Raw genomic sequence first — 26,771 nt, forward strand, 5'->3', positions numbered from 1 at the left:
GTTAGGCGTGGGGAAGGGGCCGCGGCGCGATGCGGGCGATATGCCGCGCGTCCAGGGGATCTTGGCAGAAGGAGCACTGGGCGACGCGCTCTTCGGATGAGGCCACCGCGTGTTCGGTGCCGCAGACGGGGCAGCGGACAGACCAGGCAAGGGGTGGTTCCGGGGTGATGACGCTTTGGCCGGGCGCGTCTACGTCCCCGAGGAGCACCGCGACGGGTGCGCCAGTGGCGTTGCGGGCGGCCGCCGCGGTGGTGGCGTCGGAGCCGGTTGTCGTGGCGATGGCGCCAGCTTCTGAGGTAGCTACGGCGGCTAAAGACACGCGGAACACCATATCGGCCAGCTTCAGCGTTTCGCCCCCGAAGAGGGGCTCGGGCTCGCCGGTGCGCAAGGTGGTCCACGATCCGCCCCGCTCTACGGACGAACCGTTACGCCCCAGATGCTCGATGGTCCAGTGGCCCTCCTCGTCGCAGACCACGAGAGCATGGACGCCGGAGACGCGGGGTGAGAAGGAGTCGGGCTCGAAATCGCCGGCGCGGCCGAGGAGGCCGCCCGGGGCGGGGATGGAGATTGCGCCGCCGCGCGCATTTTCAAGTACGAGGGTGCGGGGAGCGCAGGGGGCACTGGAGGCGCGGGAGGCTTCCGCAGCAGGGGGTGCGTCCGGGGGCGTGGGGAATGAGTCCGCGTCCAGGGACGTGTTGGCACCGCCGTCGCTGCCGCTGCTGACGGCATTCAGGGTGCGGCCGCAGGCAACGCAGGTGGCTGCCGTGTCGGCGTTGGCGAATCCGCAGGGGCAAAGCTGCATGCTACCTCATCTCCCTGGCGACCCCACCACTGCGCTTGCGACGACGGTGTGATGGGCTGGCGGGGGAAGCGCCGGCTGCGGAGGTGCCTGCCGTTTCGTGCTGCTGGATGCTCGCCCCCTGTTCGCCGTGCTCCTGCACTAATTCGCGGCAGAAAGCCTCAGAGGGCTCGGCACGATACTGGACGCGGTTGGTAATGCCAAAGGCGGCCAGGTCGGCGGCTATCTCGTCATAGACGGCGCAGAAGTCGTGCTGGTTGGCCAGGAGCTCGTCGGTGCGCGTTCCCGGTGCAGCGGCTTCCAGGCAGACGGCCGCGTTTTCGGAGATGCTGTCGATACCGCTGGGCAGCCCTGTCACTTGTAGCATGAGATCGCCGCTGTCGGACAGGAAGGCGTGGAGTCCTTCCGTGGCCCCCTCGCGTCCAAAGAGGCGATGGTCGCCCGTCAGGTCGCGCCCCATGGTAACGGAGCGGCTGATGGTGTAGCCGTGACGCGCCATGACCGTGTCGATGCAGGCCTGCAAGTAGGTGTTGCGGTCGGCCTCCTCCAGTTGGCGAAGCAGCATGTCGCGATAGGCCGCTGCCTCTTCCAAGGTGGCGCAGGAGGGCGCAGCGGCAACGGTGCAGCCCCGAGCGTGCAGCTGGCTCGTCGCGTCTTCGATGGCAGCTGTCAGCTCCCCGAAGGCGTGCGCATTCGATTCCATGGCCGGCAAAAGCAACGTAAGCTGAGCGATGGTGTCAGGCTGCAGATTGCGCACGGTTTCCCGAAGAAGGGCCCGATCAGACGGTAGCGTATGGGGGCTCTCCAGAAGCGCCAGGGCTCGCTGGGCGGCCGCCTGGTCGTCGGCCGCGTCGCCACGGCTGGCCGTCACAGGGGAGCTTTTCGCTGTCGCCCCGTTGCTTGATATGCTCTTTGCGTCGGACGCGACAACCGTCCCGTCATCCGATGCGCTCGCCGTCTCCTTCGCGATGGCCGCTTCGTCTTCTGCAACCACCTCTTTCCGCTTAGCCGCCTCGGCCAGAAGCGCCAGGAAGTCGGCTTGATCCGCGCGGGAAGCCGCTCGGGCCCGGGCGCGCTCGGCGCGGGTGGCGAAGGGGGTGGTGTCGTTTTCGAAGGCGTCGGCGATACTGGCGGCCGAGCGGCCACACTGAGCCGCCGAGGCCGCGGAATCTTCCATGGCGGCGCACGGCTCAAAGGCGCATTCGGCATCCAAACGTGCCAACGCCGTGGCCGCTAGGGCACGTACCGATTCCGCAGCATCCTGTAGGGAAGGATCATCCCCGAAGGCGGCGAGCAGCGCATCTCGGCGAGCAAGAATGCGGGCTCGCGCTTTCGAGCGGGCGTTGTTCACGTCGGAGCGCAATGCGGCCAGCTGCGCCTGGATGCGCCGCTCGATTTCCAGCTGACTTGTCTTCGGCCCGCTCATGGGAGTTCCCCTTTGCAACAAATAACGGTAACCGCCATTATAAAGGGAAAACAAGCGAGAGGAGTGCCGGTGAGCTTACCCGAGATGACCTATACGGCTGACGACTACGATGTTGACGCCCATGTGCCGGCGGCCGAGGCGCTGCGACGTCTGGAAGAGGGCAATCGCATTTACGTGGAGGCTCTGGATCACGAGCGCGATCTTTCGCCGGCGCGCATTCAGGAGCTGTTCGAGAAGGGACAGCGACCCTTCGCCTGCGTTATCACGTGTGCCGATTCCCGGGTGGTGCCCGAGCATATCTTCATGGCGGGGCTCGGGGAGCTCTTCGTCATCCGCGTGGCGGGCAACGTGGTGGGGCCGACGGAGCTGGCCAGTGCGGTGTACGCCTGCGAGCATTTGCACACGCGGCTTCTGCTGGTGCTGGGTCATACGCACTGTGGCGCCATAAAGGCCGCCCTCGATGGCGAGGGCGGCCCCGTAGCGGCCATTACCGACCGCATTGTGGCGGCCTTGGGCGATGTTCATGATCCCTACGAGGCCAGCGTGCTGAACGCCCAGGCGTCCGTGGCGGCGTTGCGTCAGTCGCCGGAAATTGCACGGCTTGAGGCCGAGGAGGGACTCATGGTGGGCAGTGCGGTGTACCACACCCACTGCGGCGTGGTGGATTTCCTTGCTTAGGCGATGGCCTCGAAGCCCGAGGGGATAGCGCGCTGCAGGTCCTGGTCGAAGCCGGAGCAGCCCGGGCATCCGGCGTTGTCGCAGCCCTCGCTCAGATCGGTGGCGGCACCGTAGCTGCTGCCCCAGCCGTAACCGTAGGCGTTGCCGCCGCGGCCGGAATTGCCGTTGCTGCCGCGATCGGAGCCGTCCTGGCCCCGGCCGTAGCCGTAGTCATCATCGTCGCGATCGAAGTTGTAGCTGTAGCTATCATCGCGGTCGCTCTGGCCATAGCCCGGCATCACGCGCTCCTGCTTGGCGGGACGGTCGTGATCGAAGTCGAAGGAACCCGCCTGGGCGCCGGCAAAGGCGGACAGGCCGGCGGTCAGGCCCACAACCACCAGCGCGCCGACGGCCACGCCCACGGTGGCACCTACGCTGCGGGTGATCTTCTCGTACCAGGGAGCGGCGGCATGCTTGCCGTTCTTGGCGTTCGCGGTGAACGCGGCGGTGTCCTTGCTGTCCGTGGCCGTGTCTTCTTGCGGCATTTCAGCGGTCTCGACGGCCTCGACGGTGGCCTCAACGGTCGGCATGGCGGCCGTGGGATCCACGGGGATCTCGGCAGTCACCGACTCGGCGGCGGGCATCGTGGCCGTGGCCTCGACGCTCTCGACGACGGGGGCCGTGGCGGCTGCATCCGTCGCGGGGCTCGCGGCCTCGGCGGTTACCTCGACGGCCTCGATAGCCTTCTCGGCGTCGTTGGCGGGGATGATCTGGTTGTTCTGCTCGTTATGATTCTGCTCGCTCATGGATGTTCCTTTTCTTCGAGACTTGCAAACTGTTTTCTTACCGACGGCATCCAACGGGGGCCGCGTCGGTCGATGGCCGTAGAATAGGAGTCGAATCTGAAATGAGACTGAAATGTCCGCGATTTTAAGACTGGTTTCAGGTTCGCTTTGCAAAATGTCGACAAAGGCGGACGCAGGGACGAAGGAGACAGGGTGCGTGCTCTGATAGTGGAGGATGATCGGGGAGTGGCCCGAGCGGTGGCCCACGTGCTTGAGCGCGAGGGTTACACCACCGATGTGGTGCATGACGGGGCCACGGGCCTCGAGTATGCCACGTTGGGCTCCTACGACGTGATCATCTTCGACGTTATGCTGCCTCTGATGGACGGGGTCAGCGCCGTGGCCGCGTTGCGTCGCCGCCAGGTGAGCACCCCGGTGCTCATGCTTACGGCCCGCGGCGAAGTGCCCGACAAAATTGCCGGCCTGGACGGCGGGGCCGATCTGTATATGACAAAGCCCTTCGATACGGGCGAGCTGGTAGCCCGGGTGCGCGCTCTGACGCGGCGGGTGGCCCCGGCTCCGGCGTCGCTGGTGCGCGCGGGCGATTTGGAGCTTGATGAAACCACGCGCACGCTTCGCTGCGGTGGGGAGGAGTTCCAGCTTATCAACAAGGAGTTTCTGCTGGCACGCCTCTTCATGGTCCACGCCGGCCAGGTCATTACAAAGGCGCAAATTGCCGAGCAGGTATGGGAAGGCGAGCCCGTGGAGGGCAACAGCGTCGAGGCCTACATCTCCATGCTGCGCAAGAAGCTCAAGTTCCTCGGCTCGTCCCAGGAGATCAAAGTGATGCGCAACGTGGGCTACAAGCTCGTTCCCCGCAAGGATGCGCCATGCTAAAGAAGCTGCGCATCAAATTCATCGCCATCATTATGGCCGCGGTTACCGTTATCCTGACGGCGGTGTTCGCCTCCATCTGCGTTATCAATTGGCAGCAGAACGTGGGCGAGTTGGATTCCTCGCTTGACGGCGCTCTGCAGGCGGTGGCGCTTCAGGTGAGTTGGTTGGGCGACGTCGACGACGATTTCGACGACGAGGACGAAGAGGAGTGGGATGGCGAAATCGGGCGGCACTGGAACGATCGGGATACCGACCGAAGCCAGCCGCTGGCCGTCTATCGCTTCACCGACGACGGCTTTTCCCTGGTATCGCACCCCCGCGTGCGCGTGGGCGACGCGGCGCTGGAGCGAGCTGCCTCGCTGCTGCATCCGGGAGAGAACGCCTCGGGCATTATCGACGAGTACGAGCTGTGCTACCAGGAGAAGGTGATTGCCGGCACCACCTACGTAGCCTTTACCGAAGCGGCGTTTCTGCCCGATTGGAAGCGCTTGGTGTTCATGTTGGGCCTGGTGGAAGTGGCCACGCTGGTGGTGTTCTTCGGGGTGGCCCTGCTGTTCTCTCGCTGGGCGTTGCGGCCCGTTGAACGGGCGTGGCGCCAGCAGCGTCAGTTTGTCGGCGATGCGGCCCACGACCTGAAAACCCCGCTCACGGTGATCCTGGCCAACAGCGCCATCCTGCTCGAGGAGCCGTCCATGGAAGAGGCCGAGCGAGCCAAATGGATTCGCAGCACCCAGGCCGAGGCCCGGGGCATGCAAACCCTGGTGGAGGATATGCTGCTCACGATGGCACCCGATAGCGACGAGCAGCTCACTGCGGCAAAGGCGAAGGCGGCTTCGGCCGAGGCGATGGCTGCGGAGGAGGTCCCGTTTTCGGAAGCTCCATCGGCCGAGGCGGGCGATGGAGCTGCGGTGCCCGAGGCTGACGGATCGGCGACGGTGTCGAGGCCCTCGGCTTCCGACGTATCCGAAGCTCCCGATGCCCTCGCGGCCTCGGAAAGCGTGGCCGACCTGTCGCGCATTGCCCTGCACGAGTTGCTCCAGTTCGAGTCAGTGGCCTACGAGCGCTCGTTGGTGCTGGAAGACGCCATCGAAGAGCATTGCATCGTTGCCCAGGCTCCCGCTAAGGCCAAGCGCCTTATGACCATTCTGCTCGACAATGCCTGCAAATACGCCAACGAGGGCGGGGAAGTTCGCGTGAGCCTTGAGCGGGAAGAGTCATCCGGGGCTAACGAGGCGTCGCGGGTTTGCTTGCGCGTGTTCAACACGGGAACTCCCATCGCCCCCGAAGCGTTGCCCAAGGTGTTCGATCGCTTCTACCGCGGCGATGCGGCCCGCACCTCGCGCGAGGGGCATGGCTTGGGACTCGCCATCGCGCACACCGTGGTAGAAGAGGCCGGCGGCAGCTTGGGCGTGGAGAGCGATGCCGCGGGAACCGTGTTCACCGCCCGTCTCCCTGAAGCGCGCTAGCGTGCGATTCAATCTATCGAAATTTGCGGATTTCCTTTTAAGGGCGCCTCCTCGGCCATTGCGCAAAGGGGCTGAACTGCGTACAATGCCGTAATTGAACATACTGTTCATTAACGTTCACGCTGTTGAATTCGCTACGGCGGGTTCACCCTGTTGAGAAGGAGAGAGCTTGGCCGGAGCCGCAACGCTTTCCCCCGCACGGCCGGAGTCGGCGAAAGCCGCCGCCCCTGGCTGCGAAGACCGGCGCATCACGCGCTCGAAGCGCGCGCTGCGCGGTGCCCTCATCGCCCTTATGGAAGAGCGTGGGTTCGACGCCATCACGGTGAACGACCTGTGCGAGCGGGCCGATTTGAACCGGGGCACCTTCTACAACCACTTCAACGACAAAGAGCACTTGCTGGCCATGCTCGAGGACGAGGTCATGGCCGACATCGGGCTGCTCCAAGGACGCATGCACGATATCACCTTGGCCGACATGCTGGCCTATCGGGTGGCCAAGCGCCCGCTGCCGCTGCTGGTGGAGCTTTTCGACTACCTGCGCGAGCAGAGCGACTTCCTCCACGCGGTGCTGGGCCCGGGGGGCGATGCTCGCTTCGGCCCGCGCCTGCGCGAGGCGGTGTGCGAGAACCTGGTGCAGAACATCCTGCACGAGAAGTACCGCCAGAACCCCACGGCCTTTGTCGAGTACTACGTGGCCTTCTACGCCGCGGCCTATCTGGGCATCATCGCCTGCTGGATTGAGCGCGGCACTCCGGAATCATCTGAGGTCATGGCCAACATTGCCATGCGCCTGTTCTTTATCAAACCCGGCGAGTCCATCGAGCTGTAGTTCAAGAAAACGAGGAACCATTCTATGAAGAAGAACAAGTACACCGAAGTCATCACCGAGGCTTCCGTGAAGCGCGGCGAGCTTTCCGCCGAGGAGCAGGCCGCGCTCAAGGGGGGCTGTGCTTCCTGCGCCCCGCGTGTAGCCACGGTGGCGGAAAACCAGGCGAACACTGCCGAGGCAGCAGCTCAGGCCCGCGCCGCCGCGGCTGCGTGTTCCTATCACATCGGCATTGATGTGGGCTCTACCACGGTGAAGCTGGCGGTGCTCAACAACGACCACGACATTTTGTGGGCTGTTTACCGCCGTCACCATGCCGACGTGCGCGCCACCATTGTGGAGGTGCTGCGCGAGGCGGCCGAGGCCTATCCCAGCGAAACCATGACCATTGCCATTACCGGCTCGGGCGGCCTTCTGCTGTCCCAGTGGCTCGGCGTTGCCTTCGTGCAGGAGGTCATTGCCTCCAAGACCGCCGTGGAGACGTTCATTCCCGCCACCGATGTGGCCATCGAGCTGGGCGGCGAGGACGCGAAGATCATCTACTTCGACAACGGCATCGAGCAGCGCATGAACGGCACCTGCGCCGGCGGCACGGGCGCTTTCATCGACCAAATGGCGGCGCTGCTGAACACCGACGCTGGAGGCCTGAACGAGCTGGCGGCTGACCACACTACCATCTATCCCATTGCCAGCCGCTGCGGCGTGTTCGCGAAGACCGACGTGCAGCCGCTGCTGAACGAGGGCGCGCGCAAGGAGGACATTGCCGCCTCCATTTTCCAATCCGTAGTTACCCAGACCATCTCGGGCCTGGCCTGCGGGCGTCCCATCCGCGGCAACGTGGCCTTCCTGGGCGGTCCGCTCCAGTACCTGCCCGAGCTGCGCAAGCGCTTCTACGAGACGCTCGATCTGACCGACGAGGCCATTATCGTGCCCGAGAACGCCCACCTGTTTGTGGCCGCCGGCTGCGCCATTGCCGGCGTGGCCGAAGGGGCGAAGCCGGAGCCTTTGGCCGAGGTGCTCACGCGCCTGGAGGGCCTGGGCGACATGCAGGGCTCCGAAGTAGTGCGCCTGGCCCCGCTGTTCGCCGACGACGCGGAGTTGGCCGAGTTCAACAACCGCCACGACGCCGAGCGCGTGCGCCGCGCCAGCTTGGAGGAGTACCGTGGCGTGGCCTTCCTGGGTATCGATGCCGGCTCCACCACCTTCAAGGCGGCTCTCATTGGCGAGGATGGCGCGCTGCTCTGGTCCACCTACGCGTCCAACAAGGGCGACGTGCTGGGTTGCGCCAAGGCCGCCGTGGCGGAGCTCTACGGCGTGCTGCCCCGCGATCCGGAAACCGGCGAGCCTTTGGTGACCATCGGCCATGCCACGGTGACGGGCTACGGCGAAGGCCTGCTGCTGGAGGCCCTGCGCGTGGATTCCGGCGAGATTGAGACCGTGGCGCACCTGCGCGGCGCCCAGGAGATGCTGCCCGGCGTGGAGTTCATCTTGGACATCGGCGGCCAGGACATGAAGTGCCTGCGCGTGAAGGACGGCGTCATCGATCACATCATGCTGAACGAGGCCTGCTCCTCGGGTTGCGGCAGCTTCATTGAGTCCTTCGCCAGCGGTCTTAACCTGGACGTGGCCGAGTTTGCGAAGACGGCTATTTCCGCCGAGAACCCGGTGGATTTGGGCAGCCGCTGTACCGTGTTCATGAACTCCCGCGTGAAACAGGCTCAGAAGGAAGGCGCCACGGTGGGCGATATTGCCGCGGGCCTGGCCATTTCCGTCATCAAGAACGCCCTGTTCAAGGTTATCAAGATTCGCGACCCCCATGATGTGGGCACGCAGGTTATCGTGCAGGGCGGCACCTTCCTGAACGATGCCGTGCTGCGCGCCTTCGAGCAGCTGTCCGAGGTCAACGCCGTGCGCCCCGACATTGCCGGCAACATGGGCGCCTTCGGTGCGGCTCTGCTGGCCCGCGATCGCTACGAGGACGCCGTGCGGCGCTTCTCCGAGCAGCCGCTGTCGCCCGACGTGGGGCCGAAGGTGCCCGGCAGCACGCTGTTGTCCCTTGAGGCCATTCAGGCTCTGGAGCCCAGCCACCGCACCGTGCGCTGCAAGGGCTGCTCGAACGCCTGCCTGCTGACGGTGAACGACTTCGGCAAGGACGAGGTGACGGGCAAGCACCGCCGCTTCATCACGGGCAACCGCTGCGAAAAGGGCGAGAGCCTGGGCACGGCGGCTTCCGCCTCGGCGGTGCCGAACCTCTTCGAGTACAAGGCCGAGCGCACCTTCGGCTACGAGCCGCTGGCCCCCGAGGATGCGCCCCGTGGCACCGTGGGCATTCCCCGCGCCCTGAACATGTACGAGAACTATCCGTTCTGGTTCACCTTCTTCACGAAGCTAGGCTACCGCGTGGAGTTGTCCGATCCGTCTACCAAGAAGACCTACGAGGCCGGCATCGAGTCCATGCCCTCGGAGAGCGTGTGCTATCCGGCGAAGCTGTCCCACGGCCACATCATGAACCTGCTGGAGAAGGGGCCGGACTTCATCTGGATGCCCTGCTCCAAGTGGGAGCGCCAGGAGGACGAGACCGCGGGCAACCACTTCAACTGCCCCATTGTGGCCAGCTATCCGGAGGCGCTGCGCCTGAACATCGACGAGCTGCAGGAATCGCCCGTGGCCTTCGTCAGCCCGTGGCTGCCCTACGACAACAAGGAGAAGCTGAAGAAGCGCCTCTATGTGGAGCTGGCCGAGAACTTCAAGGATGCCGTGGGCGCTAAGGGGGCCAAGCTCACCCAGGCCGAGGTGGACGCTGCGGTGGACGCCGCCTGGGATGAGGACGAGGCCTTCAAGCGCGATATTCGCACCAAGGGCGTGGAAACCCTGGCCTGGATGGAGGAGACGGGCACGCGCGGCATTGTGCTGGCGGGTCGTCCCTACCATCAGGACCCGGAGATCAACCATGCCATTCCCGAGCTTCTGACCAGCTTCGGCCTGGCGGTGCTCACCGAGGACTCGGTGGCCCATCTGGGTCAGCTGGAGCGCCCCATTCGCGTGGTGGATCAGTGGATGTACCACACGCGCCTGTACGCGGCCGCCAAGGTGGTCACCCAGCGCAAGGACCTCGATCTCATTCAGCTGAACTCCTTCGGCTGCGGCTTGGACGCCCTTACCACCGACCAGGTGCAGGAGGTGCTGGAGGCCGCGGGCAAGGTGTACACCGTGCTGAAGATCGACGAGGTGTCGAACTTGGGCGCCGCCCGCATTCGCGTGCGCAGCCTGCTGGCCGCCTTGAAAGATCAGGCCGACCGCGAGGCCGAGGCGGCGGCCGACGAGGCTGCCGAGCGCGTGGGCTGCCCGGCTGCCTGCATCGATCTGTCGAACATGGACAAGCTGGTGCCGCAGTCGTTCACCGAGAAGGCCGACGGCGTGGTGGCCGCGGCCGAGGTGAAGCAGCGCGACGGCGAGTCCACCGAGTTCGAGCGCGTGCAGTTCACCGAGCAGATGCGCGACGAGGGCTGGACCATTCTGGCTCCGCAGATGGCGCCTTATCACTTCGAGCTGCTGGTGCCCATCTTCAAGCGCAACGGCTACAACGCGGTGCTCCTGCCTTCCGTGGATCACGGTGCGGTGGACGCGGGCCTGAAGTACGTGAACAACGACATCTGCTATCCGTCCATCCTGGTGACGGGCCAAATTATGGAAGCGGTCATGTCGGGCAAGTACGACACCGACAAGCTGGCCGTACTCATCACGCAGACCGGCGGCGGCTGCCGTGCCACCAACTACATCTCGCTCATCCGCAAGGCGCTGAAGTCGGTGGGCCTGGGGCACATTCCCGTTATCGCCATCTCGTTCAAGGACCTGGGCGAGGAAAACCCCGGCTTCAAGGTAACGCCGAAGATGCTCTACCAGGCCATTTACGCGCTGCAGTACGGCGACTTACTGATGATGTGCCTGTACCGCACGCGCCCCTACGAGGTGGAGCCCGGCAGTGCCCAGCGCCTGTTCGACTACTGGATGGCCGAGTGCAAAGCGCAGCTCATGCGCGGTGTGAAGCAGTCGGAGTTCAAGCGCACGGTGAACCGCATTGTGGAGGACTTCGACACGCTGCCCCTGCAGGGCGAGGGCACGAAGCCGCGCGTGGGCGTGGTAGGCGAGATCCTCGTGAAGTTCCATCCCACGGCCAACAACCAGATTGTGGACGTTATCGAGTGCGAGGGTTGCGAGGCCGTGGTGCCCGGACTCATCGAGTTCTTCCTGTTCGGCATTGCCGGTGGCATCTTCCAGCGCCCCATTGGCAAGTCGGCGAAGAGCGCCCTGGGCAGCCGCATCGGCCTGGCGGCCATCAAGAAGCTGCGCAAGCCGGTGACCGACGCCCTGGAGAAGTCCACGCGCTTCCATCCGCCGGCGGACATCTACGAGCTGGCTGACTACGCTAGCGAGATTCTGTCGCTGTGCAACTCCATGGGCGAGGGCTGGCTGCTAACGGCCGAGATGGTGGAGCTTATCCGCTCCGGCTGTCCGAACGTGGTGTGCACCCAGCCCTTCGCCTGCCTGCCAAACCACGTGGTGGGCAAGGCCACCATCAAGGAGCTGCGTCGTCGCTATCCCGAGAGCAACATCGTGGCCGTGGACTACGACCCTGGTGCCTCCGAGGTGAACCAGCTGAATCGTATCAAGCTGATGATTGCCGTGGCCAAGGCGAACCTGGCCGAAAAGGAAGCCGAGGCCCGCGCCGCCCGCGATGCCGCCCGCGACGGTGCCACCCTGGCCGAAGCCGCCGAGGCCGCAGCCGTGTGCACCACCTGCGCCGGGGCCATCGACGTAGAGATCGAGGTAGCCGAAGAGGTGGGCAACTAGCGGGGGAAGAACTTGCGCCTCCCTCCGTGTGCGCGGGGGAGGCGCAAGTTCCAGGACGGGTCGGCTTGAATGAGGCAGCCAATGGGCCAGCCAACCGTCTGACTTGTCTCATTCCGCGTGAAGATGCAAGTTCCAGAATGGGCCAGTTTGGTACCCAGCCTCGTTTTTGAGAAAGATGCTGATCTGGGGTTTCTCAACGACAGGGAACCAGAACGGCTGGTTTTGCCACGCCGCAGGGAACCAAACTGCACGATGTTGGAACCTCGCCGTGCTGAGACAGCCAACTGAGATAGCCAGCCATCTGACTTGTCGCATTTGGCGGTCATGAATAATCTACTTATCCGCGCGGGCGGCGACCGGAATCGTGGTCTCCGCCCGCGCTACGTGGCGATGTTGCGTTACTTTCGTTTGGTGGTTACGGGCTTTGCTTTTGACCAGTTGGAGTAGATGCGTTTGCCGTCGATGATGCGGTAGGTGCGCACCTGCACGTAATACTTGGTGCCGCCCTTGAGCTTGCTGACTTTTGCAGAGGTTTTGCCAGCGCCTTTGACTATCAGCTTCTTCGCGCCCTTCATGGTTGATTTAGTCGACCAGCGAATTTGGTAGCCGCTGATTTGGGCGCGCGCTGCTTTTGCGGGCTTCTTCCAGGAAACGGTGAAGCCGCGCTTAGCCTTGCCGACCTTGGTGATGGCCACGCTCTTGGGGGCGGTTGCTTTCGAGGCGACTGCCTGCTTTTTCGCAGGAGAGCCGCTGGTTTTGGTGGTGGACTTTACGGTAGAGGGCTCGATGGCCGCAACGAGCTTTGTAGTCGCGCTCGGCTTCTCAGCGCCTGGTTTGCTGACACTAGGCTTGGCGGTTGCGGCGACCGGCTTGCTGGCGGAGGAAGAAGTCTGCGTCGTGGGCGCCGGCTTCGACGAGGCGGCGGTCGGCGTGGTGACGGAAGGTGCCGGCGTTGGCGCGGGCTTTTCTGCCGACGGGGTCTTGTCGGTGGCCGGCTGGTTCGCTGGGGGCATGCCGATGACCGTCAGGGCGTCGCAGCAGTGAAACATGTCCTCGGTATTTGTCGCCTTCGTCATGGCGAACCCACTGAGGTCGAGCATTTCCAGGCTGGTGCAGCCGGAGAACATCTGCGCCATGGAGGTAACCTGCGCGGTATCGAAGCCGCTGACATCGAGCTTTTTCAGCTTCAGGCAGCTGGCGAACATGGCCTCCAGGGTGCGGGCGCTGGAAGTGTCCAGACGGGAAACGTCCAGCGTCGGCAGCTCCAGGCAGCCGGCGAACAGGTAGCTCATGTCGGTAACGTGCGAGGTATTTAGTCCCGCTAGGTTGAGAGACTCCAGGTAGACGCATACCTCGAACATGCGGGCCATGGTGGTGACCTTCGCCGTGTCGAAGCCCGAAAGGTCGAGGTCCGTTACCCCGCAGTGCGAGAACATGCGGCTCATGTCGGTGACGTTTGCCGTGTCGAGCCCCGACAGGTCGAGGGTCTTGAGCGCCCAACAGTTGGCGAACATCTCTGCCATGGTGGTCACGCGGGCGGTGTCAAGGCTGCCGAAATTGAGCGAAGAGAGCTCGTGGCAGTCGGCGAACAGGCGGTTTGCGTCGGTGAGAGCTGGCAGGCTCAGTTCGGTGAGATCTACCGAGGCAAGGTGCTCACAGTTTGCGAAGGAGAGCTTGGTTACCTGCGGGCAGATGGTGCCTGCTTCGGCGAAGACGGCGGTCAGGGGAAGCCCGGCGTAGGTGGGCTGGGCAGTGAACGTGCTGCCCAGGGAAACGGTCTGCATCAGCGGGCCCAGATCGGCGGATGCTTGCGGCGTTGCACTAGCTTGGAAGACGAGCGTACAGCCGCTGCCGTCAGCGTTTTCGTAAACGGCGGCGCACGGCTGGGCTTCAGCTGGGGCTGCCGCACGGTTCGCGGGATCTTCCGTCGCCCAAGCCTGCTGGATACCGACGAAGGAAAGAGCTGTCAGGCACACGGCAAGGAGCAGCGCAGCAAGGGCTGCTCGCACGAAGGGGAGGGGTTCTTTGACGGATGACGCGCTCATCAGATGACTGCCTTCTTCCGATGTTGCTTGCGAGGGCTCGGAGCCTTGGGGACGGTTCAATGTCAGGGTTTTGACAGGAAGTCACTTACCTTGCAAGTCATCATTATAGAGAGAGGCTTTCTGCGGAAGCCTCGAAACGCGCCCCGCTTCGCGCCGTTACGTACTTGTCATCTTTCGAAAAAGCCCGAATAAGGGGGCGAGGGAAGGGCCGCTAGCTGTCGTGCTAGAATGGCAGCCATGACCGCTTCGGGAAAACTCATCATTGTTCCTACCCCCATTGGCAACCTGGGGGATATGACGCTGCGCTCGCTCGATGCGCTGCGCGACGCCGATGTGGTGTGCGCGGAGGATACGCGGGTGACAGGCAAGCTGCTGGCGCACTTCGGCATTGAGAAGCGTCTCGAGCGGCTTGACGAGGCTCTGATGGGCTCCCGCGCCGCCGGGATCATCGAGCGCATGGGTGCCGGTGAGGTGGTGGCCTACTGCTCCGATGCCGGCATGCCCGGCGTGTCCGATCCGGGCTTGCGCCTGGTGGCCGAGGCGCGTGAGGCTGGTGTGCCTGTGGAGGTACTGCCCGGTGCGTCGGCGGCGGCAACAGCCTATGTGGCTTCGGGCACCGTGAACCCGCGCTTCTACTTCGGCGGTTTCTTCCCGCGCAAGGCGGGGGAGCAGCGTGCAGTGCTAGAGGCGCTGCACGGCCTCGATGCGGCGCTTGTGTTCTACGAGAGCCCGAATCGACTGGTAACCGCGCTGTCGACGATTGCCGAGGTATTGCCACTGCGTCAGATAGCCGTGTGTCGCGAGCTGACGAAGCTGCATGAGGAAGTGGCGCGGGGGACAGCAGCCGAACTGGCGGAGGTGTTTGCAGCGCGCGCCGAAGAGCCCGGTGGCATTCGCGGTGAGATTGCGCTGGTCATCGATGGGCCCAATGCCGAGGAGGCTGCAGTTGCCGCCGCAGACGCCACGGCTGGCGCTGAGGGGCGCGCGGCCGAGTTGGCGGGAGAAGGTCTGCGCACGAAAGAGATTGCCAAGCGCCTGACCGCCGAGTTTGGCATTCCGCGCAACGACGCCTACGAGTTGGCCATGGGGGCGCAGAAGGCGCGAGGCGTCTAAGCTATGGCCTCGGCAAGAAAAAGCGCATCGCCGGCCGAGTTGGTTTTCATTGACGATTTGGAAATTTGGCTGACGCGCAAGAGCATCAAGAACATGCATTTGCGGGTAAAGCCGCCTGATGGCCGTATTGAGGTTTCGGCGCCGCGGCGTTTGCCCCTGGCCACTATCCGCGCGTTCGTGCGCGAGAAGCGCGCCTGGATCGAGCGGCAGCAGCGGGCCATTGCCGCCTCCCCGCGCGGGGAGGCGGCCGCGGCAAGTCCCGAGGAAGTTGCGCAGTGGAAGGCCGTGGTGTCGGCCTGTGTGCCGCCACTCATCGAGGTCTGGGAGCCCATCATGGGCGTGAAGGCAGGTAAGATTGCCTATCGCAACATGACGAGCCGCTGGGGTAGCTGCCAGCCAGCCACGGGGCGCATCTGCATCAACGTGCGTCTTGCGCTATATCCGCCCGAATGTCTGGAATACGTGGTGGTGCACGAGCTGTGCCACCTACTGGAACGCGGCCATGGTCCGCGTTTCCAAGCGCTCATGACCCACTTTATGCCTGACTGGAAAGAACGCCGCGCGAAGCTGCGGTGAGGCCGCGAGGGCGTGAGGGAGGGCGCCTGCGGTCATCCATGGAGGTTTGCCAAAACGCAGTGACGGCTGTCGTTCAGCGTAGGCGACTCGCGTAAGATGGAGGGAGTCGAGAGAAGGAGCGTACGAGTGATCAAGCTGCATGTGCTGGCGAGCGGGAGCGGCGGAAACGCAGCCATTGTGGAGAACGGGCGTACCGGGGAGGGCGTGCTCGTTGACTGCGGCATTTGCAAGCGCGATTTCTTCGAGCGCGCGGGGGAGGCCGGTTTCGACGCGGCTAGGCTGCGCGCGGTATTTATCACCCACGATCACAGCGACCACACCAAGGGGCTCGGCGTGGTGCTGCGAGGGCTCGCGAAGGCGGGGTGCGTCCCCGAGGTGCTCGCGAGTCGTGCGGTGTACGCCGCCTCCCGTCCCGTGCGCGAGGCGGCGGAAAGCGTGGGGGCGCCGGTGGCGCACTTCGTCGGCGGTGACGTGCTCTCCGTGGCAGGATTGACGGTGCGCCCCTTCTGCACCTCCCACGATGCGGCAGAGTCCTTCGGGTTTCGCTTCGACGAAAAAGCCGTGGAGCCCTGTGCTGCGGCCGAGGAGGGTGCGGCGTTTGGCGAGCCGCTCGACTCCCTCGGCTTTATGACCGACACGGGCACGGTGACTGACGAGGCGTGGGAGGCGCTGGGCGGCGTGAGCCTGCTGGCGCTCGAGTGCAACCACGATAGCCGCATGCTGGAGACGGGCCCGTATCCTTACGTCATCAAGCAGCGCATCGCCTCGAACGTCGGGCACCTGTCCAACGATCAGTCCCGCGAGGCTCTGGCGCGCTTGGCTCACGACGGACTGCGCCATGCCGTAGCCATGCACGTGTCTCAAGAGAACAACACCTATCGTCTCCCGCGCGAGACGTTCGAGGCCGCTCTCGCCGACGAGAACGGCACGCGCCGCTTCGCCACAGAAGTGTCGGTGGCCTATCAAAGCCGCCTGGTCAGCATTAGCTAGGGAGTGCTATGGAAATTCGCTTGCTTCAGTCGTTTTTGGCTATTGCCGAAGAGGGTTCTATCACCCGCGCTGCCGAATTGCTGCACATCACCCAGCCGGCTCTCTCGCGCCAGCTGGTGGCCCTGGAAACCGAACTGGGCTGCGAGCTGTTCCATCGTGGTAAGAAGCGCATGGAGTTGACAGATGAGGGGTTGTTGCTGCAGCGCCGCGCGGTGGAAATTGTGAGCCTTGTATCGCTGACGGAAGAAGAGCTTGCCGGGCACGGCGCCGAGCTGGACGGGCACATATCCATCGGTTCGGGAGAGCTGGCCAGCACCGGCCTCATTGTGGATTTGGCCGCGGCCTTCGCCGAAGAGCATCCGCTGGTTACGTTCGAGCTGTTCACCGGCATTGCTGACCAGGTGACGGGACGGCTGGATCGCGGATTGCTCGATTTCGGCCTGCTGCTGGAGCCTGTGGACGTGGCTCGCTATGAGTATGTGCCCATCGACATTCCCGAGCGCTGGGTGGCGGCCGTCGCGCCAGACGACCCGCTGGCCACGCACGCGTCGGTGCGTCCGGCCGACCTAGAGGGTCGTGTGCTCAGCTTGCCCTACCGTGCGGGCGTGAAAAGCATTCTGGGAAACTGGCTGGGAGGGTCATTGGAGAAAGCGACGTCGCGCTTTAGCGTGAATCTGGGCGGAAGCGCGGCGCCGCTGGTGGAGGGCGGCCATGCGGTGCTGCTGTGCGTGGAGGCCAGCGTAGCCCATTGGGATCCTCGACGCTTTGCCGTGGTGCCGCTTGAGCCTGCGCTTGAGAGCTCTACCGTGCTGGCCTGGAAGCGCGGCATTCGGCATACTGCTGCCGTTCAAGCGTTTGTGGAGTTCGCTACCGAGCGGCTGCGCAGGAGCTAACCTTGCGCGGCGCAGCTGTCAGCGTCTTCCGTTGGCAGCTCCCTGTTTGATCGGTGGCAGCGCGCAGTTGATTCTCGTTCGTCCCCGATGACGGCCCGACCTTCCCAGGCGCCTGACCGCCAGCGCAGCCCGAAAGCGATGGTGCGGGCAAGCCAATCGGCGCCCATGCCCAGCCACACGCCGTAAATGCCCCAGCCGGCCACCACGCCTACCAGATAGGCGGTACCCAGACGGCAGACGATGAGCGAGGCGATGCCCACCACCATGGTGAAGGTCACATCGCCGGCGGCGCGCAGGGCATTGGCCAGGTTGAACGACGCCGGGTGAAGGGCGATGGCCATAAGATTGTGGGCCACAATGAGCACGCAGGCCACCGACCACGTGGCGTCGGTCACGGCGAAGAGCGGCCGCAATGCGGGCAGCAGGGCGATTTCTCCCAGGCCCAGCACGGCCGTGGCAACGAACGAGACCGTCATCACTTGGCGCACGCCGTAACGGGTACCGTCATGGTCGTCCGCGCCCACGTACTGACCGCACACAGTTATAACGGCCAAGTTGTTCGCGGTAACCACCAGCACGGCCAGCTTCTCGATGGAATCCGCCACGCCGTTGGCAGCCATCTGTGTGGTGCCGAACAGGGCCACGATAGCCACCACGACCACCTTGCCAAAGGCGAAGGTGCCGTTCTCGATGGCTCCCGGCACGGCAATGGTAAGGATGCGGCGCACCATGGCGGCCTTCAGGCGCAACGCGTCGCGTAGGCGCACCGTCACAGCGAGGCTCGGACGTCGCACGAGTACCAAGATGACAACGGCGGAGAAAACGCGCGCGAGCAGGGTGGGCACGGCCACGCCCAGGATGCCCGCCTGCAGTACGAAGACGCCCACGGCGTTGCCGATGACGTTCACGGCGTTGGCGGCCAGAGACACATACATGGTGACCGAGGTCTTGTTCATGGAACGGAAGATAGCAGCCACGCCGTCGTAGACCGACAGAAAAGGCAGGCTGAGCACTACGAACAAAAGGTACAGCCACGCTGCCTCCGTCACGTTCGCTTCCGCACTGCCGAACAGGAGGTCCAGAACGGGGCTCTCGGCCGCCAACATGACGCTCATAATGGCGAGGCCGAAAAGAGCGGACAATCCTACCAGCTGCCCTGCGGCTTGCGAGGCCTCGGTGCTCTGCCGCGCGCCCAGGTACTGCGACACCACCACGGCACCGCCGGCGGAAAGCGCGGCGAACAGCACGATGAAGAAGTAGGTGAGCATGTCCACCAGGGACACCGCCGACACGGCCGCCTCCGACACGTTGGAGATCATGGCCACGTCAACCACACTCACGAGCATCACGAGTGCCTGCTCGACGGCCAATGGGGCCATGAGCGCGAACAGGTCGCGCGCCGTGAAGAGCACGCGGCGGGGACGCGGGTGGCGGAAGGTGTTATGTCGGCGGGTCTTGTTCATGACCCCATCATGCAGGATGGGGCTAATCGATAGCAAATGCTAATGATTTATGGCTAATCATGCAATTGATGCATAGATGGTCATGAGTCATAGGCATTTCACCTGAAACAGGCTCAGCAGTAGCATAGGTTGCAGCAAAACTACCCTTAGAAAGTCAGGAGTATCCCCATGATTAAACAGACAGCGGCGCGCGACGCGCTCGGCGCTAATATCGACGCCGATGCCGAGGCTTTCGCCGCTACTCTTATGTTCCCGTTGGGCGCGCCTAATGATGCCTACGCCCAGTACTTCAGCGGCCGCAGCTGGTTGGCGCCGCTGACGGCCCAGCAGGTGCCCACCTCTAACGTCACCTTCGAGCCGGGCTGCCGTAACAACTGGCACATCCATCATGCGGACCAGGGCGGCGGCCAGATGCTCATTTGCGTGGGAGGTCGCGGCTACTACCAGGCCTGGGGCGAGGAAGCCATCGAGATGAAGCCGGGCGATGTGGTGAACATCCCCGTAGGGGTGAAGCACTGGCACGGCGCGGCCCCCGACAGCTGGTTCGCCCACCTGGCCTTCAGCGTGCCGGGCGAGAACTGCACCAACGAATGGCTCGAGCCCGTCACCGACGAGCAGTATGGCCAGTTGCGATAGCTAGTCCTCAGCGGGAAAATCGACGAAGTCGTAGACGAGGCCATATTCTTCCTGAAGGTAGTTGAAAAAGTCGGCAGGGCTGACTGCTTGGACATGCGCGTTAATGAAACCGCTTTCGTTGCGCGTGAGCAGGTAGTCAGCCTTGATCTTTTCGGCGCAGATGTCGATAAGGCAGTCTTCGAAATCGTCCCATTTGCGGCTGCTAGCCAGATGGATGTCAGAGGCATCAACCGAGCAAATTTCGAGCCATTGATAGCTCTCGTCGAAGGCGTTCTGAATGAACTCGCTGTTATAGGTTTTACGGAGGACATAGAATACGTCGGTGAACGATTTGGCTGAAACCCACAGCTCAGCATCGCCGAACTCCTTCATGATGAGGAGTTTTTGGGCGATATCGCCATCGGGTGGCCGCTGCGTATAGAGATCGATGAGCACGTTGGTATCAAGCAAAATGCGCATAGCGCTCATCCCTCGCTTCGGCGAGCTGCTCTTTGAACGGGCGCTCGGTGGTGGCAGGACCGACATACATGGCCGTGAGTGACGAACGGATCTTCTCGACTTGCTGAGGGGTGAGAGCTCGGTCATGTTGGCTGGCAGCGCGCAATGGCTTATGCGCTTTCGGCAGCTGCCGTTCTGCAAGTACGAACTCGTAAGCTGCATTGATGAGCTGGGAGGGCGTGGCCCCCAGTTCCTTGAGGGCGGCATTCCCTCGTTCCTTTACGGCGACGGGGACGCGCGCCGAAACAATCGCATCCATGAGCGCTCCTTCCTGTTGCGCTCAGTGTACTGTAATACTGTCTAACAAACAAGAGACGTCCCGGGGCGCTTCGGTGCCTTTTCTTTATCTTGCGATATCGGCCAAGGTCTGTCCCTCGAGGAAATCCTGCATGGCGTTTTGCAGGCCGCCCCATACGCGGCGGCTGGGGCAGTCCTCGGCGCGCTCGCAGGCGGAAAGGGCGCCCATGCAGTCCAGCAAGTCAAGGCCGTCCTCGGAGGCGGCCACCACATCGGCCAGGGAAATTTCGGAAGCGGGGCGGGCCAGCCGGTAGCCGCCCTGGTTGCCCCGGGTGACGGTCAGCAGCTCGGCGGCGACGAGAGGGGCCACCACTTGCTCGAGGTACTTCTTGGAAATACCCTGGCGTTCGGCCACATCCTTCAGCGCTACGCAGCCCGCGCCCTCGTTTTGGGCCAGGTCGATCATGAAGCGCATGCCGTAACGAGTTTTTGTCGAAATCTTCACCGATGCTCGCTTTCCGAAGATTGTTCGCAGATGACGAGGACAATCCTATCTGTTTCTTGACAATTTGCGCAACCCCTCTATATTAAAGTCTAGCAAACTACTAGACAAAGACGAAGCCCCTCGAGGAACCGGTCGAAACCGCCCAAGGTGATGGCCGCACGGAGCAGCGTCATTAGGATTGGAAAGCAGAGCAAAGCCCCATGAAGCAAATTTACCTTGATCACGCCTCTACCACGCCGGTGCGCCCGGAAGTGGTCGAGGCCATGATGCCGTTCTTCACCGAGGAGTTCGGCAACCCCTCGTCCATCTATCCTCTGGGCCAGGAGGCCTCCGATGCCGTGGCCGAGGCCCGCGAAACCCTGGCCGGCGTCATTGGCGCCAAACCGCGCGAGATTTTCTTCACCAGCGGCGGCACCGAGTCCGACAACTGGGCCCTCAAGGGCTTTGCCCGCGCCAACGCCGCCAAGGGCAAGCATATTATCACCAGCGCCATCGAGCATCACGCGGTGCTGCACACCTGCGAGGCGCTCGAGCGCGAGGGCTTCGAGGTTACCTACCTGCCCGTCGACGAGCACGGCCTGGTGTCCGTCGAAGACTTCAAGGCGGCCCTGCGCCCTGATACCATTTTGGCGTCCATCATGTTCGCCAACAACGAGATCGGCGTCATCGAGCCCATCGCCGAGCTGGCGGCTGCGGCTCACGAGGCCGGCGTGACCTTCCATACCGACGCCGTGCAGGCCTTCGGCCACGAGCCCATCGACGTGGACGACATGGGCATCGACATGCTGTCCGCCTCCTCGCACAAGATCTACGGCCCCAAGGGTGTGGGTCTGCTCTACGTGCGCAAGGGCGTGAAGCTGCAGAACCTGATCGACGGCGGCCAGCAGGAGCGCGGCAAGCGCGGCTCCACCGAGAACGTGCCCGGCATCGTGGGCTTTGCGAAGGCGGCCGAGCTGGCCATGGCCGATCTGGCTCCCGAGCATGATCGCCAGCTGGCTCTGCGCGACCACGCCATCAAGCGCATTCTGGCGGAAATTCCCTCGGCGAAGCTCAACGGCTCCTGGGAGAGCCGTCTGGCCAATAACGTGAATTTCTCCTTCGAGTTCATCGAGGGCGAGGGCATGCTGCTACAGCTGGCTGCCCGCGGCATTTGCGTGTCGTCCGGCTCGGCCTGCACGTCCGGCTCCCTGGATCCCAGCCATGTGCTGCTGGCCATCGGGCTGCCCCATGAAATTGCCCACGGCTCGCTGCGCATGACCATTGGGCGCGACACCACTCAGGAGGACGTGAACTTCGCCGTGGACTCCCTGAAGACCACGCTGGAGAACCTGCGCATGATGAGCCCGCTCTACGAGGACTTCCAGCAGGGCAAGGTGGAATCGGTCATCGCCACCATGAAGGCCAACGGCTTCCCCTACGCCAACTAGCAATTCCCGATGCGGCCCTGCAAGGGGTCCGTCGCCAATGAGAAACCAACGAGAAGGAGATACTTCCTATGGCTATGAACTATTCCGAGAAGGTTATGGACCACTTCTCCAACCCGCGCAACGTGGGCGAAATTGAGAACGCCAGCGGCTGCGGCACCGTAGGCAACGCGGTGTGCGGCGATATCATGCGTGTCTACCTGGACATCGACGAGAACAACGTCATCCGGGACGCCAAATTCAAGACCTTCGGGTGCGGTGCCGCCATCGCCACCAGCTCCATGGCTACGGTGCTGGTGAAGGGCAAGACCGTCCAGGAGGCCCTCGAAGTGACCAACAAGGCCGTCATGGAGGCCCTCGATGGGCTGCCGCCGGTAAAGGTGCACTGCTCGCTTTTGGCCGAGGAGGCCATCCATGCGGCCTTGTGGGACTACGCCGAGAAGAACAATCTGGTCATCGAAGGCCTGGAGAAGCCGGTCAGCGACATCTCCGAGCATGACCATCACCACGACATTCCGGGCGAGGACGACGAGTAGCAGCTGTTTCCAACTTGCCATCTTTCGCAATTATGCTTTCCTCTATCATGTTTAGCAGCTGTGACATGATGGGGAGAAGGCTGCGTGGATTCTGAGGGAAAGAAATATTGGCTTTCGATAGCCGCTTTTGTGCTGGTGTTTGTGGCCGTGGTGGCCACGTTTGCCACCTTCATGCAGCAAACGTCCAACCGCATCGTCTCCCAGACGGACCAGTACATTGCCGATGCCACTCAGCAAACGGCCAAGCTGGTTTCCACCTATCTGCAAAACGCCCAGATGGACATTGAGACGGTGGCGGCCCTGGCCTCGGAATCATCTCAGGTTACCAACGTCATCGAGGATGGCGAATGGCTCGGCATCGTCGGCACGCTGGCTCCTTTCGACACGGTGGAGTTCGTCGACGCCCAGGGCGATTTGCTGGCGGTGGATGGGAACAACGTCAATGTGGCCGACCGTCCTTACTTCGCCAAAGCTATGGAGGGGCGGTCGGGCATCGAGACGGTGTTCGACTCGCGCCTTACCCACGAGAATCTGGTGTGCTTCTATGCTCCCGTGCGGCGCGGCGTGGATGGCCCGGTTATCGGGCTGCTTTTGGCTCATTACCACGAGAGTCGTATGACCGACCTGTTGGCCAGCTCCTTTTTCGGCTATGAGTCCAGCGTGCACTTAGTGCTGCCTTCTGGCGAGATCATTGCCTCTTCCGATGGCGCCCGCGCGGGAGACAACTTGCTCGAAGAGGCCTACGCTACTCACGGGCAGGGCGAGGAGGCGGCCCACGAGCTTATCGACGCCTTCGAGAGTCAGAAGGACGCCTCGTTCTCCTACACGACTGATCAGGGTATTCGCTCGGTATGCGTGGCCCGCGTGCCCGCTACCGACTGGATGGTGGTGGAAACCTTCCCCGAGGTGGCCACGGCCAATATGATCGACGCGGCCAATGCTGGCGGCTGGCGGGCGCTGGTGGTTATCGTTATCGTGTTCGTGGGCGTCATTGTGGGCATTGTGATTTACAGCAACCGCAAGCATCGTTTCTTCACCCGGGAAATGCGCGATCGCGCCGACGTAGAGGCGGCCTTGGACAAGCTGGCGGAGCGCACGGCCTTGGTGAACATTCCCCTCGATCACTTCCGCTACGTTACCGGCCCGATAGACCCTGCTGGCACTACGCCGACGGAAGGCCCCTATGAGGTCATGCGCGATCGCATTGTGTCCATGGTGGTGGGGGACGAGGCCCGGGCTGAGGCGGCCGATCTGCTCGATCGGGACCGCTTGCTCTCACGTATGCGGGCCGGCGAAGACAACGTGCGCTTTGAGTTCCAGGTTGATCGCGACGGGGTGCTGAAGTGGGAGGACTTCAACTTCATCTGCGTGGCCCGCGACAGCGACGGCAACCCCGAGCGCTTGGTGTACATTACCCAGGACGTGACGGCGCTCAAGAAGCGCGAGAAGCAGATGCAGCAGGCCATGGAGGACTCCTACCGCGCCGCCATTGCCGCCAACAATGCGAAGAGCGACTTCCTCTCGCGTATGAGCCACGACATTCGCACGCCCATGAACGCCATCATCGGCATGACCGAGCTGGCGCGCATGAACGAGGGCAACTGGGAGAAAGTGGACGACTGCCTGGGCAAGATCACTCTGTCCAGCAACCACCTGCTGAGCCTCATCAACGAGGTGCTCGACCTATCGATGATCGAGAACGGGCGCTTGGTGCTGACGTCGGCCGAGGTGGACCTGGCCGAGCTCATGCAGGAGATGGAGACGGTGTTCGCCCAGCGCTGCCTTGAGTCGTCCCTGCAGCTGGAACTTTCCATGGTTGACGTGCGCCATCCCGTTATCCTGGGCGACGGTTTGCGCCTGCAGCAGGTGTTTATCAACATGCTGGGCAATGCGGTGAAGTTCACGCCCCCGGGCGGCACCGTGGCCGTGCGCCTGACCGAGCGGCCCTCCCGCATGGAGGACTGCAGCGACTACGAGTTCGTCTTCTCCGATACGGGCTGCGGTATGGCGCCGGAATTCGTGGAGCACGTGTTCGAGCCCTTTACGCGAGAGCACGATTCGCGCACCGAGCACGTGGAGGGAACGGGCCTGGGCCTGTCCATCGTCATGAATATCGTCTCGCTCATGGGCGGCACCATTACCGTGGATAGCAAGCCTCATTGCGGCACCACCTTCACCGTGCATCTCGAGTTGCGGCACGCGCCCGTGGACGCTGTGGTCGTCGAGGATGCTGCGGTTGCCTGCGATCAGGGTGGCGCCGCGGGCGACGGAGAAGGGCTCAAGGTCGCAGGAGCCGCCGGGCCCCCGGAGTCTTCCGCGGGCAAGCAGGACGCCGAGGCTGGCCCCTCGTTTGTCGGCCGTCGCGTGCTTTTGGTGGAGGACAACGAGCTGAACAGCGAAATTGCCCAGGCTATGCTGGAGTCCATGGGCATGGAGGTGGAAACGGCCGTGAACGGCCAAGAGGCCCTGGTCGCCGTGGAGGTGCACGGGCCCTCCCATTACGATGTGGTGCTCATGGACATCCAGATGCCGGTCATGGACGGCTTGGAAGCCACGCGTCGTATTCGCGCTTTGGGGCGCTCCGATGCCGCGGCGCTGCCCATTGTGGTGCTTTCGGCCAACGCCTTTACCGAAGACGTCCAGGAGTCCAAGCGCGCCGGCGCCAACGATCATCTCTCCAAGCCCATCAGTATCAAAGGTTTGGCCGCTACGCTCGGCGAAGTCCTGGGTTCCTAAGGCCGCAGAACGGCCCCATCGGTGTTAAGATAGCCTCCATGTATTACTGACGGGAAGCCGCAGTGTCATCGGCTGATGCGCTTCCGGATAGGAGACACCCCGGTTATGTCCAAGGGAACTTTTAGCGTCACCACCCCCATCTATTACATCAACGCGGCCCCGCACCTGGGCACGGCCTACACCACGGTGGCGGCCGACACCATCTGCCGCTACGAGCGCATGAACGGCTACGACGTGGCGCTGGTCACCGGCACCGACGAGCATGGCCAGAAAATTGCCGAGACGGCCGAGAAGAACGGCATGACCCCGCAGGCCTGGTGCGACTCGCTGGCCCCGGCTTTCAAAGAGGCCTGGGAGCTGCTCGACATCGACTACACCGACTTCGTGCGCACCACCGAGGAGCGCCAGACCCGTACGGTGCAGGATTTCTGGCAGGGGCTCTACGACGCCGGCTGGCTGTACAAGGGCGCCTACGAGGGCTGGTACTGCGTGCATGAGGAAACCTACTACGCCGAAAGCGATCTGGAGAAGAACGAGGAAGGCGAGTTCGTCTGCCCTGACTGCAAGCGCCCGGTGCGCCGCGCCGCCGGCGAGGAGAACTGGTTCTTCAAGCTTTCCGAGTTCCAGGATCGTCTGCTGGAGTTCTACGAGGCCCATCCCGATTTCATTCGCCCCGAAAGCCGCAAGAACGAGATCGTTTCCTTTGTGAAGGGCGGCCTGCAGGACCTGTCCATCTCGCGCTCGTCCTTCGACTGGGGCATCCCGCTGCCCTTCGACGAGGGTCACGTGTGCTACGTGTGGGCCGACGCGCTTCTGGCCTACTTCACCGGCATGGGCTACGACCAAATCGAGCGTGGCGACGAGTTCGAGCGCCGCTGGCCCATCCAGTACCACTTCGTGGGCAAGGACATCACGCGCTTCCACTGCGTCATCTGGCCGGCCATGCTCATGGCCGCCGGCATGCCCGTGGCCCACACGGTGTTCGGCCACGGCTTTTTGCTCACCAAGGGCGAGAAGATGTCGAAGTCCAAGGGCAACGGCCTTATGCCGGCCGATTTGGTGAAGGTCTTCGGCGTGGACGCCTACCGCTACTACTTCATGAGCGACGTGCAGTTCGGCCACGACGGCGCCATCTCCATGGAGCGCATGGTGCAGGTGTACAACGCCGATCTGGCCAACACCTGGGGCAACCTGGTGTCGCGCGTCACGAACATGACCACGAAGTACTTCGAGGGCCGCGTGCCCGAGGCCCCGGCTGGCGCGGAGGAGAACCCGCTGCGCGAGATTGCCGACGAGCTGTACGCGGAATACGACGGCTGCATGGCCCAGGTGGACTTTACCGGTGCCGCCGCGGCGGTGCAGAAGCTGGCCAGCCGCGTGAACCTGTATGTGGAGGAGAGCGCGCCGTGGGC

23 protein-coding genes are annotated in these 26,771 nt (G+C 63.5%); 15 read left to right on the plus strand and 8 right to left on the minus strand.

The features are described 5' to 3' along the window. Position 1 precedes the first annotated feature (1 nt). Together QZ307_RS01975 and QZ307_RS01980 are read right to left on the minus strand one after the other, a co-directional pair. Positions 2-802 (minus strand): FHA domain-containing protein, encoded by an 801-nt coding sequence (locus QZ307_RS01975; protein ID WP_295995038.1) that lies wholly within the window; start codon positions 800-802, stop codon positions 2-4. Position 803: 1 nt separating this feature from the next. Beyond that, positions 804-2,225 (minus strand): hypothetical protein, encoded by a 1,422-nt coding sequence (locus tag QZ307_RS01980; RefSeq protein ID WP_295995041.1) that lies wholly within the window; start codon positions 2,223-2,225, stop codon positions 804-806. Positions 2,226-2,294: 69 nt separating this feature from the next. Between QZ307_RS01980 and QZ307_RS01985 the strand changes: the two genes are divergently transcribed. Next, positions 2,295-2,903, plus strand: a complete 609-nt coding sequence (locus QZ307_RS01985; RefSeq protein WP_295995043.1) for a carbonic anhydrase — start codon at positions 2,295-2,297, stop codon at positions 2,901-2,903. On the opposite strand, the gene QZ307_RS01990 is transcribed toward QZ307_RS01985, so the two are convergent. After that, the gene (locus QZ307_RS01990; RefSeq protein WP_295995046.1) at positions 2,900-3,688 is read right to left on the minus strand and encodes a hypothetical protein; all 789 of its coding nucleotides are present in this window, start codon (positions 3,686-3,688) and stop codon (positions 2,900-2,902) included. The genes QZ307_RS01985 and QZ307_RS01990 overlap by 4 nt on opposite strands. Before the next feature lie 192 nt (positions 3,689-3,880). Here QZ307_RS01990 and QZ307_RS01995 point away from each other — a divergent pair, with 192 nt between their 5' ends. From QZ307_RS01995 to QZ307_RS02010, 4 genes are all read left to right on the plus strand, one after another. Continuing rightward, entirely contained in the window at positions 3,881-4,564 is a 684-nt protein-coding gene (locus QZ307_RS01995) for a response regulator transcription factor (protein WP_295995049.1), read from the plus strand. Beyond that, positions 4,558-6,030, plus strand: a complete 1,473-nt coding sequence (locus QZ307_RS02000) for a HAMP domain-containing sensor histidine kinase (protein WP_295995052.1) — start codon at positions 4,558-4,560, stop codon at positions 6,028-6,030. The genes QZ307_RS01995 and QZ307_RS02000 overlap by 7 nt, the downstream gene beginning before the upstream one ends. A 292-nt stretch (positions 6,031-6,322) precedes the next feature. Beyond that, the gene (locus QZ307_RS02005) at positions 6,323-6,859 is read left to right on the plus strand and encodes a TetR/AcrR family transcriptional regulator C-terminal domain-containing protein (RefSeq protein ID WP_295995099.1); all 537 of its coding nucleotides are present in this window, start codon (positions 6,323-6,325) and stop codon (positions 6,857-6,859) included. Positions 6,860-6,883: 24 nt separating this feature from the next. Continuing rightward, positions 6,884-11,707, plus strand: coding sequence for a 2-hydroxyacyl-CoA dehydratase (locus tag QZ307_RS02010; RefSeq protein WP_295995055.1), 4,824 nt, complete (start codon positions 6,884-6,886; stop codon positions 11,705-11,707). Between the two features lie 398 nt (positions 11,708-12,105). On the opposite strand, the gene QZ307_RS02015 is transcribed toward QZ307_RS02010, so the two are convergent. Then, positions 12,106-13,491, minus strand: a complete 1,386-nt coding sequence (locus tag QZ307_RS02015) for a BspA family leucine-rich repeat surface protein (protein ID WP_295995068.1) — start codon at positions 13,489-13,491, stop codon at positions 12,106-12,108. Positions 13,492-13,533: 42 nt separating this feature from the next. On the opposite strand from QZ307_RS02015, the gene QZ307_RS02020 reads away from it, so the two are divergent. The 5 genes from QZ307_RS02020 (at position 13,534) to QZ307_RS02040 (ending at position 17,324) form a co-directional block, all read left to right on the plus strand. Next, entirely contained in the window at positions 13,534-13,743 is a 210-nt protein-coding gene (locus tag QZ307_RS02020) for a hypothetical protein (RefSeq protein ID WP_295995070.1), read from the plus strand. A gap of 246 nt (positions 13,744-13,989) precedes the next feature. Next, positions 13,990-14,865: a 16S rRNA (cytidine(1402)-2'-O)-methyltransferase gene (rsmI, locus tag QZ307_RS02025; RefSeq protein ID WP_295995072.1), complete on the plus strand. Its 876-nt coding sequence runs from the start codon at positions 13,990-13,992 to the stop codon at positions 14,863-14,865. Between the two features lie 39 nt (positions 14,866-14,904). Continuing rightward, a complete protein-coding gene (locus tag QZ307_RS02030; RefSeq protein ID WP_295995074.1) occupies positions 14,905-15,441 on the plus strand; it encodes a SprT family zinc-dependent metalloprotease in 537 nt (178 codons plus the stop codon). Between the two features lie 126 nt (positions 15,442-15,567). Next, on the plus strand, positions 15,568-16,431 hold the full coding sequence (locus tag QZ307_RS02035; protein WP_295995076.1) for an MBL fold metallo-hydrolase: 864 nt from the start codon (positions 15,568-15,570) through the stop codon (positions 16,429-16,431). Between the two features lie 8 nt (positions 16,432-16,439). After that, complete coding sequence (locus QZ307_RS02040; protein WP_295995078.1) at positions 16,440-17,324, plus strand: LysR family transcriptional regulator; 885 nt, start codon at positions 16,440-16,442, stop codon at positions 17,322-17,324. Here QZ307_RS02040 and QZ307_RS02045 read toward each other — a convergent pair. Continuing rightward, entirely contained in the window at positions 17,321-18,787 is a 1,467-nt protein-coding gene (locus QZ307_RS02045) for an MATE family efflux transporter (protein ID WP_295995080.1), read from the minus strand. The genes QZ307_RS02040 and QZ307_RS02045 overlap by 4 nt on opposite strands. A 246-nt stretch (positions 18,788-19,033) precedes the next feature. On the opposite strand from QZ307_RS02045, the gene QZ307_RS02050 reads away from it, so the two are divergent. Beyond that, on the plus strand, positions 19,034-19,423 hold the full coding sequence (locus QZ307_RS02050) for a cupin domain-containing protein (RefSeq protein ID WP_366143055.1): 390 nt from the start codon (positions 19,034-19,036) through the stop codon (positions 19,421-19,423). On the opposite strand, the gene QZ307_RS02055 is transcribed toward QZ307_RS02050, so the two are convergent. The 3 genes from QZ307_RS02055 to QZ307_RS02065 all read right to left on the minus strand — a co-directional run bounded on the left by QZ307_RS02055 (position 19,424) and on the right by QZ307_RS02065 (position 20,663). Then, the gene (locus tag QZ307_RS02055) at positions 19,424-19,882 is read right to left on the minus strand and encodes a PIN domain-containing protein (protein ID WP_295995084.1); all 459 of its coding nucleotides are present in this window, start codon (positions 19,880-19,882) and stop codon (positions 19,424-19,426) included. Next, positions 19,866-20,180, minus strand: coding sequence for a hypothetical protein (locus QZ307_RS02060; RefSeq protein ID WP_295995086.1), 315 nt, complete (start codon positions 20,178-20,180; stop codon positions 19,866-19,868). Before QZ307_RS02060 ends, QZ307_RS02055 begins: the two co-directional genes overlap by 17 nt. A gap of 84 nt (positions 20,181-20,264) precedes the next feature. Then, a complete protein-coding gene (locus tag QZ307_RS02065; RefSeq protein ID WP_295995087.1) occupies positions 20,265-20,663 on the minus strand; it encodes an Rrf2 family transcriptional regulator in 399 nt (132 codons plus the stop codon). 200 nt (positions 20,664-20,863) lie between these two features. Between QZ307_RS02065 and nifS the strand changes: the two genes are divergently transcribed. The 4 genes from nifS to metG all read left to right on the plus strand — a co-directional run. Further along, on the plus strand, positions 20,864-22,090 hold the full coding sequence (gene nifS / locus QZ307_RS02070; protein WP_295995089.1) for a cysteine desulfurase NifS: 1,227 nt from the start codon (positions 20,864-20,866) through the stop codon (positions 22,088-22,090). Between the two features lie 74 nt (positions 22,091-22,164). Further along, positions 22,165-22,623, plus strand: a complete 459-nt coding sequence (gene nifU / locus QZ307_RS02075; protein ID WP_295995102.1) for a Fe-S cluster assembly scaffold protein NifU — start codon at positions 22,165-22,167, stop codon at positions 22,621-22,623. Between the two features lie 84 nt (positions 22,624-22,707). Further along, positions 22,708-25,359, plus strand: coding sequence for a hybrid sensor histidine kinase/response regulator (locus QZ307_RS02080; protein ID WP_295995092.1), 2,652 nt, complete (start codon positions 22,708-22,710; stop codon positions 25,357-25,359). Between the two features lie 105 nt (positions 25,360-25,464). Beyond that, the coding region (gene metG, locus QZ307_RS02085) for a methionine--tRNA ligase (protein WP_295995095.1) at positions 25,465-26,771 on the plus strand (1,307 nt) is incomplete at its 3' end.

The organism is uncultured Adlercreutzia sp. (assembly GCA_910585575.1).
Classification (GTDB): Bacteria; Actinomycetota; Coriobacteriia; order Coriobacteriales; family Eggerthellaceae; genus Adlercreutzia.

Excerpts from the sequence above, each read along its gene's own strand:
- QZ307_RS02010 (WP_295995055.1), top strand. The coding sequence starts at position 6,884 with ATGAAGAAGAACAAGTACACCGAAGTCATCACCGAGGCTTCCGTGAAG.
- nifS (WP_295995089.1), top strand. The coding sequence starts at position 20,864 with ATGAAGCAAATTTACCTTGATCACGCCTCTACCACGCCGGTGCGCCCG.
- QZ307_RS02000 (WP_295995052.1), top strand. The coding sequence starts at position 4,558 with ATGCTAAAGAAGCTGCGCATCAAATTCATCGCCATCATTATGGCCGCG.
- QZ307_RS02005 (WP_295995099.1), top strand. The coding sequence starts at position 6,323 with ATGGAAGAGCGTGGGTTCGACGCCATCACGGTGAACGACCTGTGCGAG.
- QZ307_RS02050 (WP_366143055.1), top strand. The coding sequence starts at position 19,034 with ATGTTCCCGTTGGGCGCGCCTAATGATGCCTACGCCCAGTACTTCAGC.
- QZ307_RS02060 (WP_295995086.1), bottom strand. The coding sequence starts at position 20,180 with ATGGATGCGATTGTTTCGGCGCGCGTCCCCGTCGCCGTAAAGGAACGA.
- QZ307_RS02040 (WP_295995078.1), top strand. The coding sequence starts at position 16,440 with ATGGAAATTCGCTTGCTTCAGTCGTTTTTGGCTATTGCCGAAGAGGGT.
- QZ307_RS02015 (WP_295995068.1), bottom strand. The coding sequence starts at position 13,491 with ATGCAGACCGTTTCCCTGGGCAGCACGTTCACTGCCCAGCCCACCTAC.
- nifU (WP_295995102.1), top strand. The coding sequence starts at position 22,165 with ATGAACTATTCCGAGAAGGTTATGGACCACTTCTCCAACCCGCGCAAC.
- rsmI (WP_295995072.1), top strand. The coding sequence starts at position 13,990 with ATGACCGCTTCGGGAAAACTCATCATTGTTCCTACCCCCATTGGCAAC.
- QZ307_RS01975 (WP_295995038.1), bottom strand. The coding sequence starts at position 802 with ATGCAGCTTTGCCCCTGCGGATTCGCCAACGCCGACACGGCAGCCACC.
- QZ307_RS02055 (WP_295995084.1), bottom strand. The coding sequence starts at position 19,882 with ATGCGCATTTTGCTTGATACCAACGTGCTCATCGATCTCTATACGCAG.
- QZ307_RS01990 (WP_295995046.1), bottom strand. The coding sequence starts at position 3,688 with ATGAGCGAGCAGAATCATAACGAGCAGAACAACCAGATCATCCCCGCC.
- QZ307_RS02045 (WP_295995080.1), bottom strand. The coding sequence starts at position 18,787 with ATGAACAAGACCCGCCGACATAACACCTTCCGCCACCCGCGTCCCCGC.
- QZ307_RS01980 (WP_295995041.1), bottom strand. The coding sequence starts at position 2,225 with ATGAGCGGGCCGAAGACAAGTCAGCTGGAAATCGAGCGGCGCATCCAG.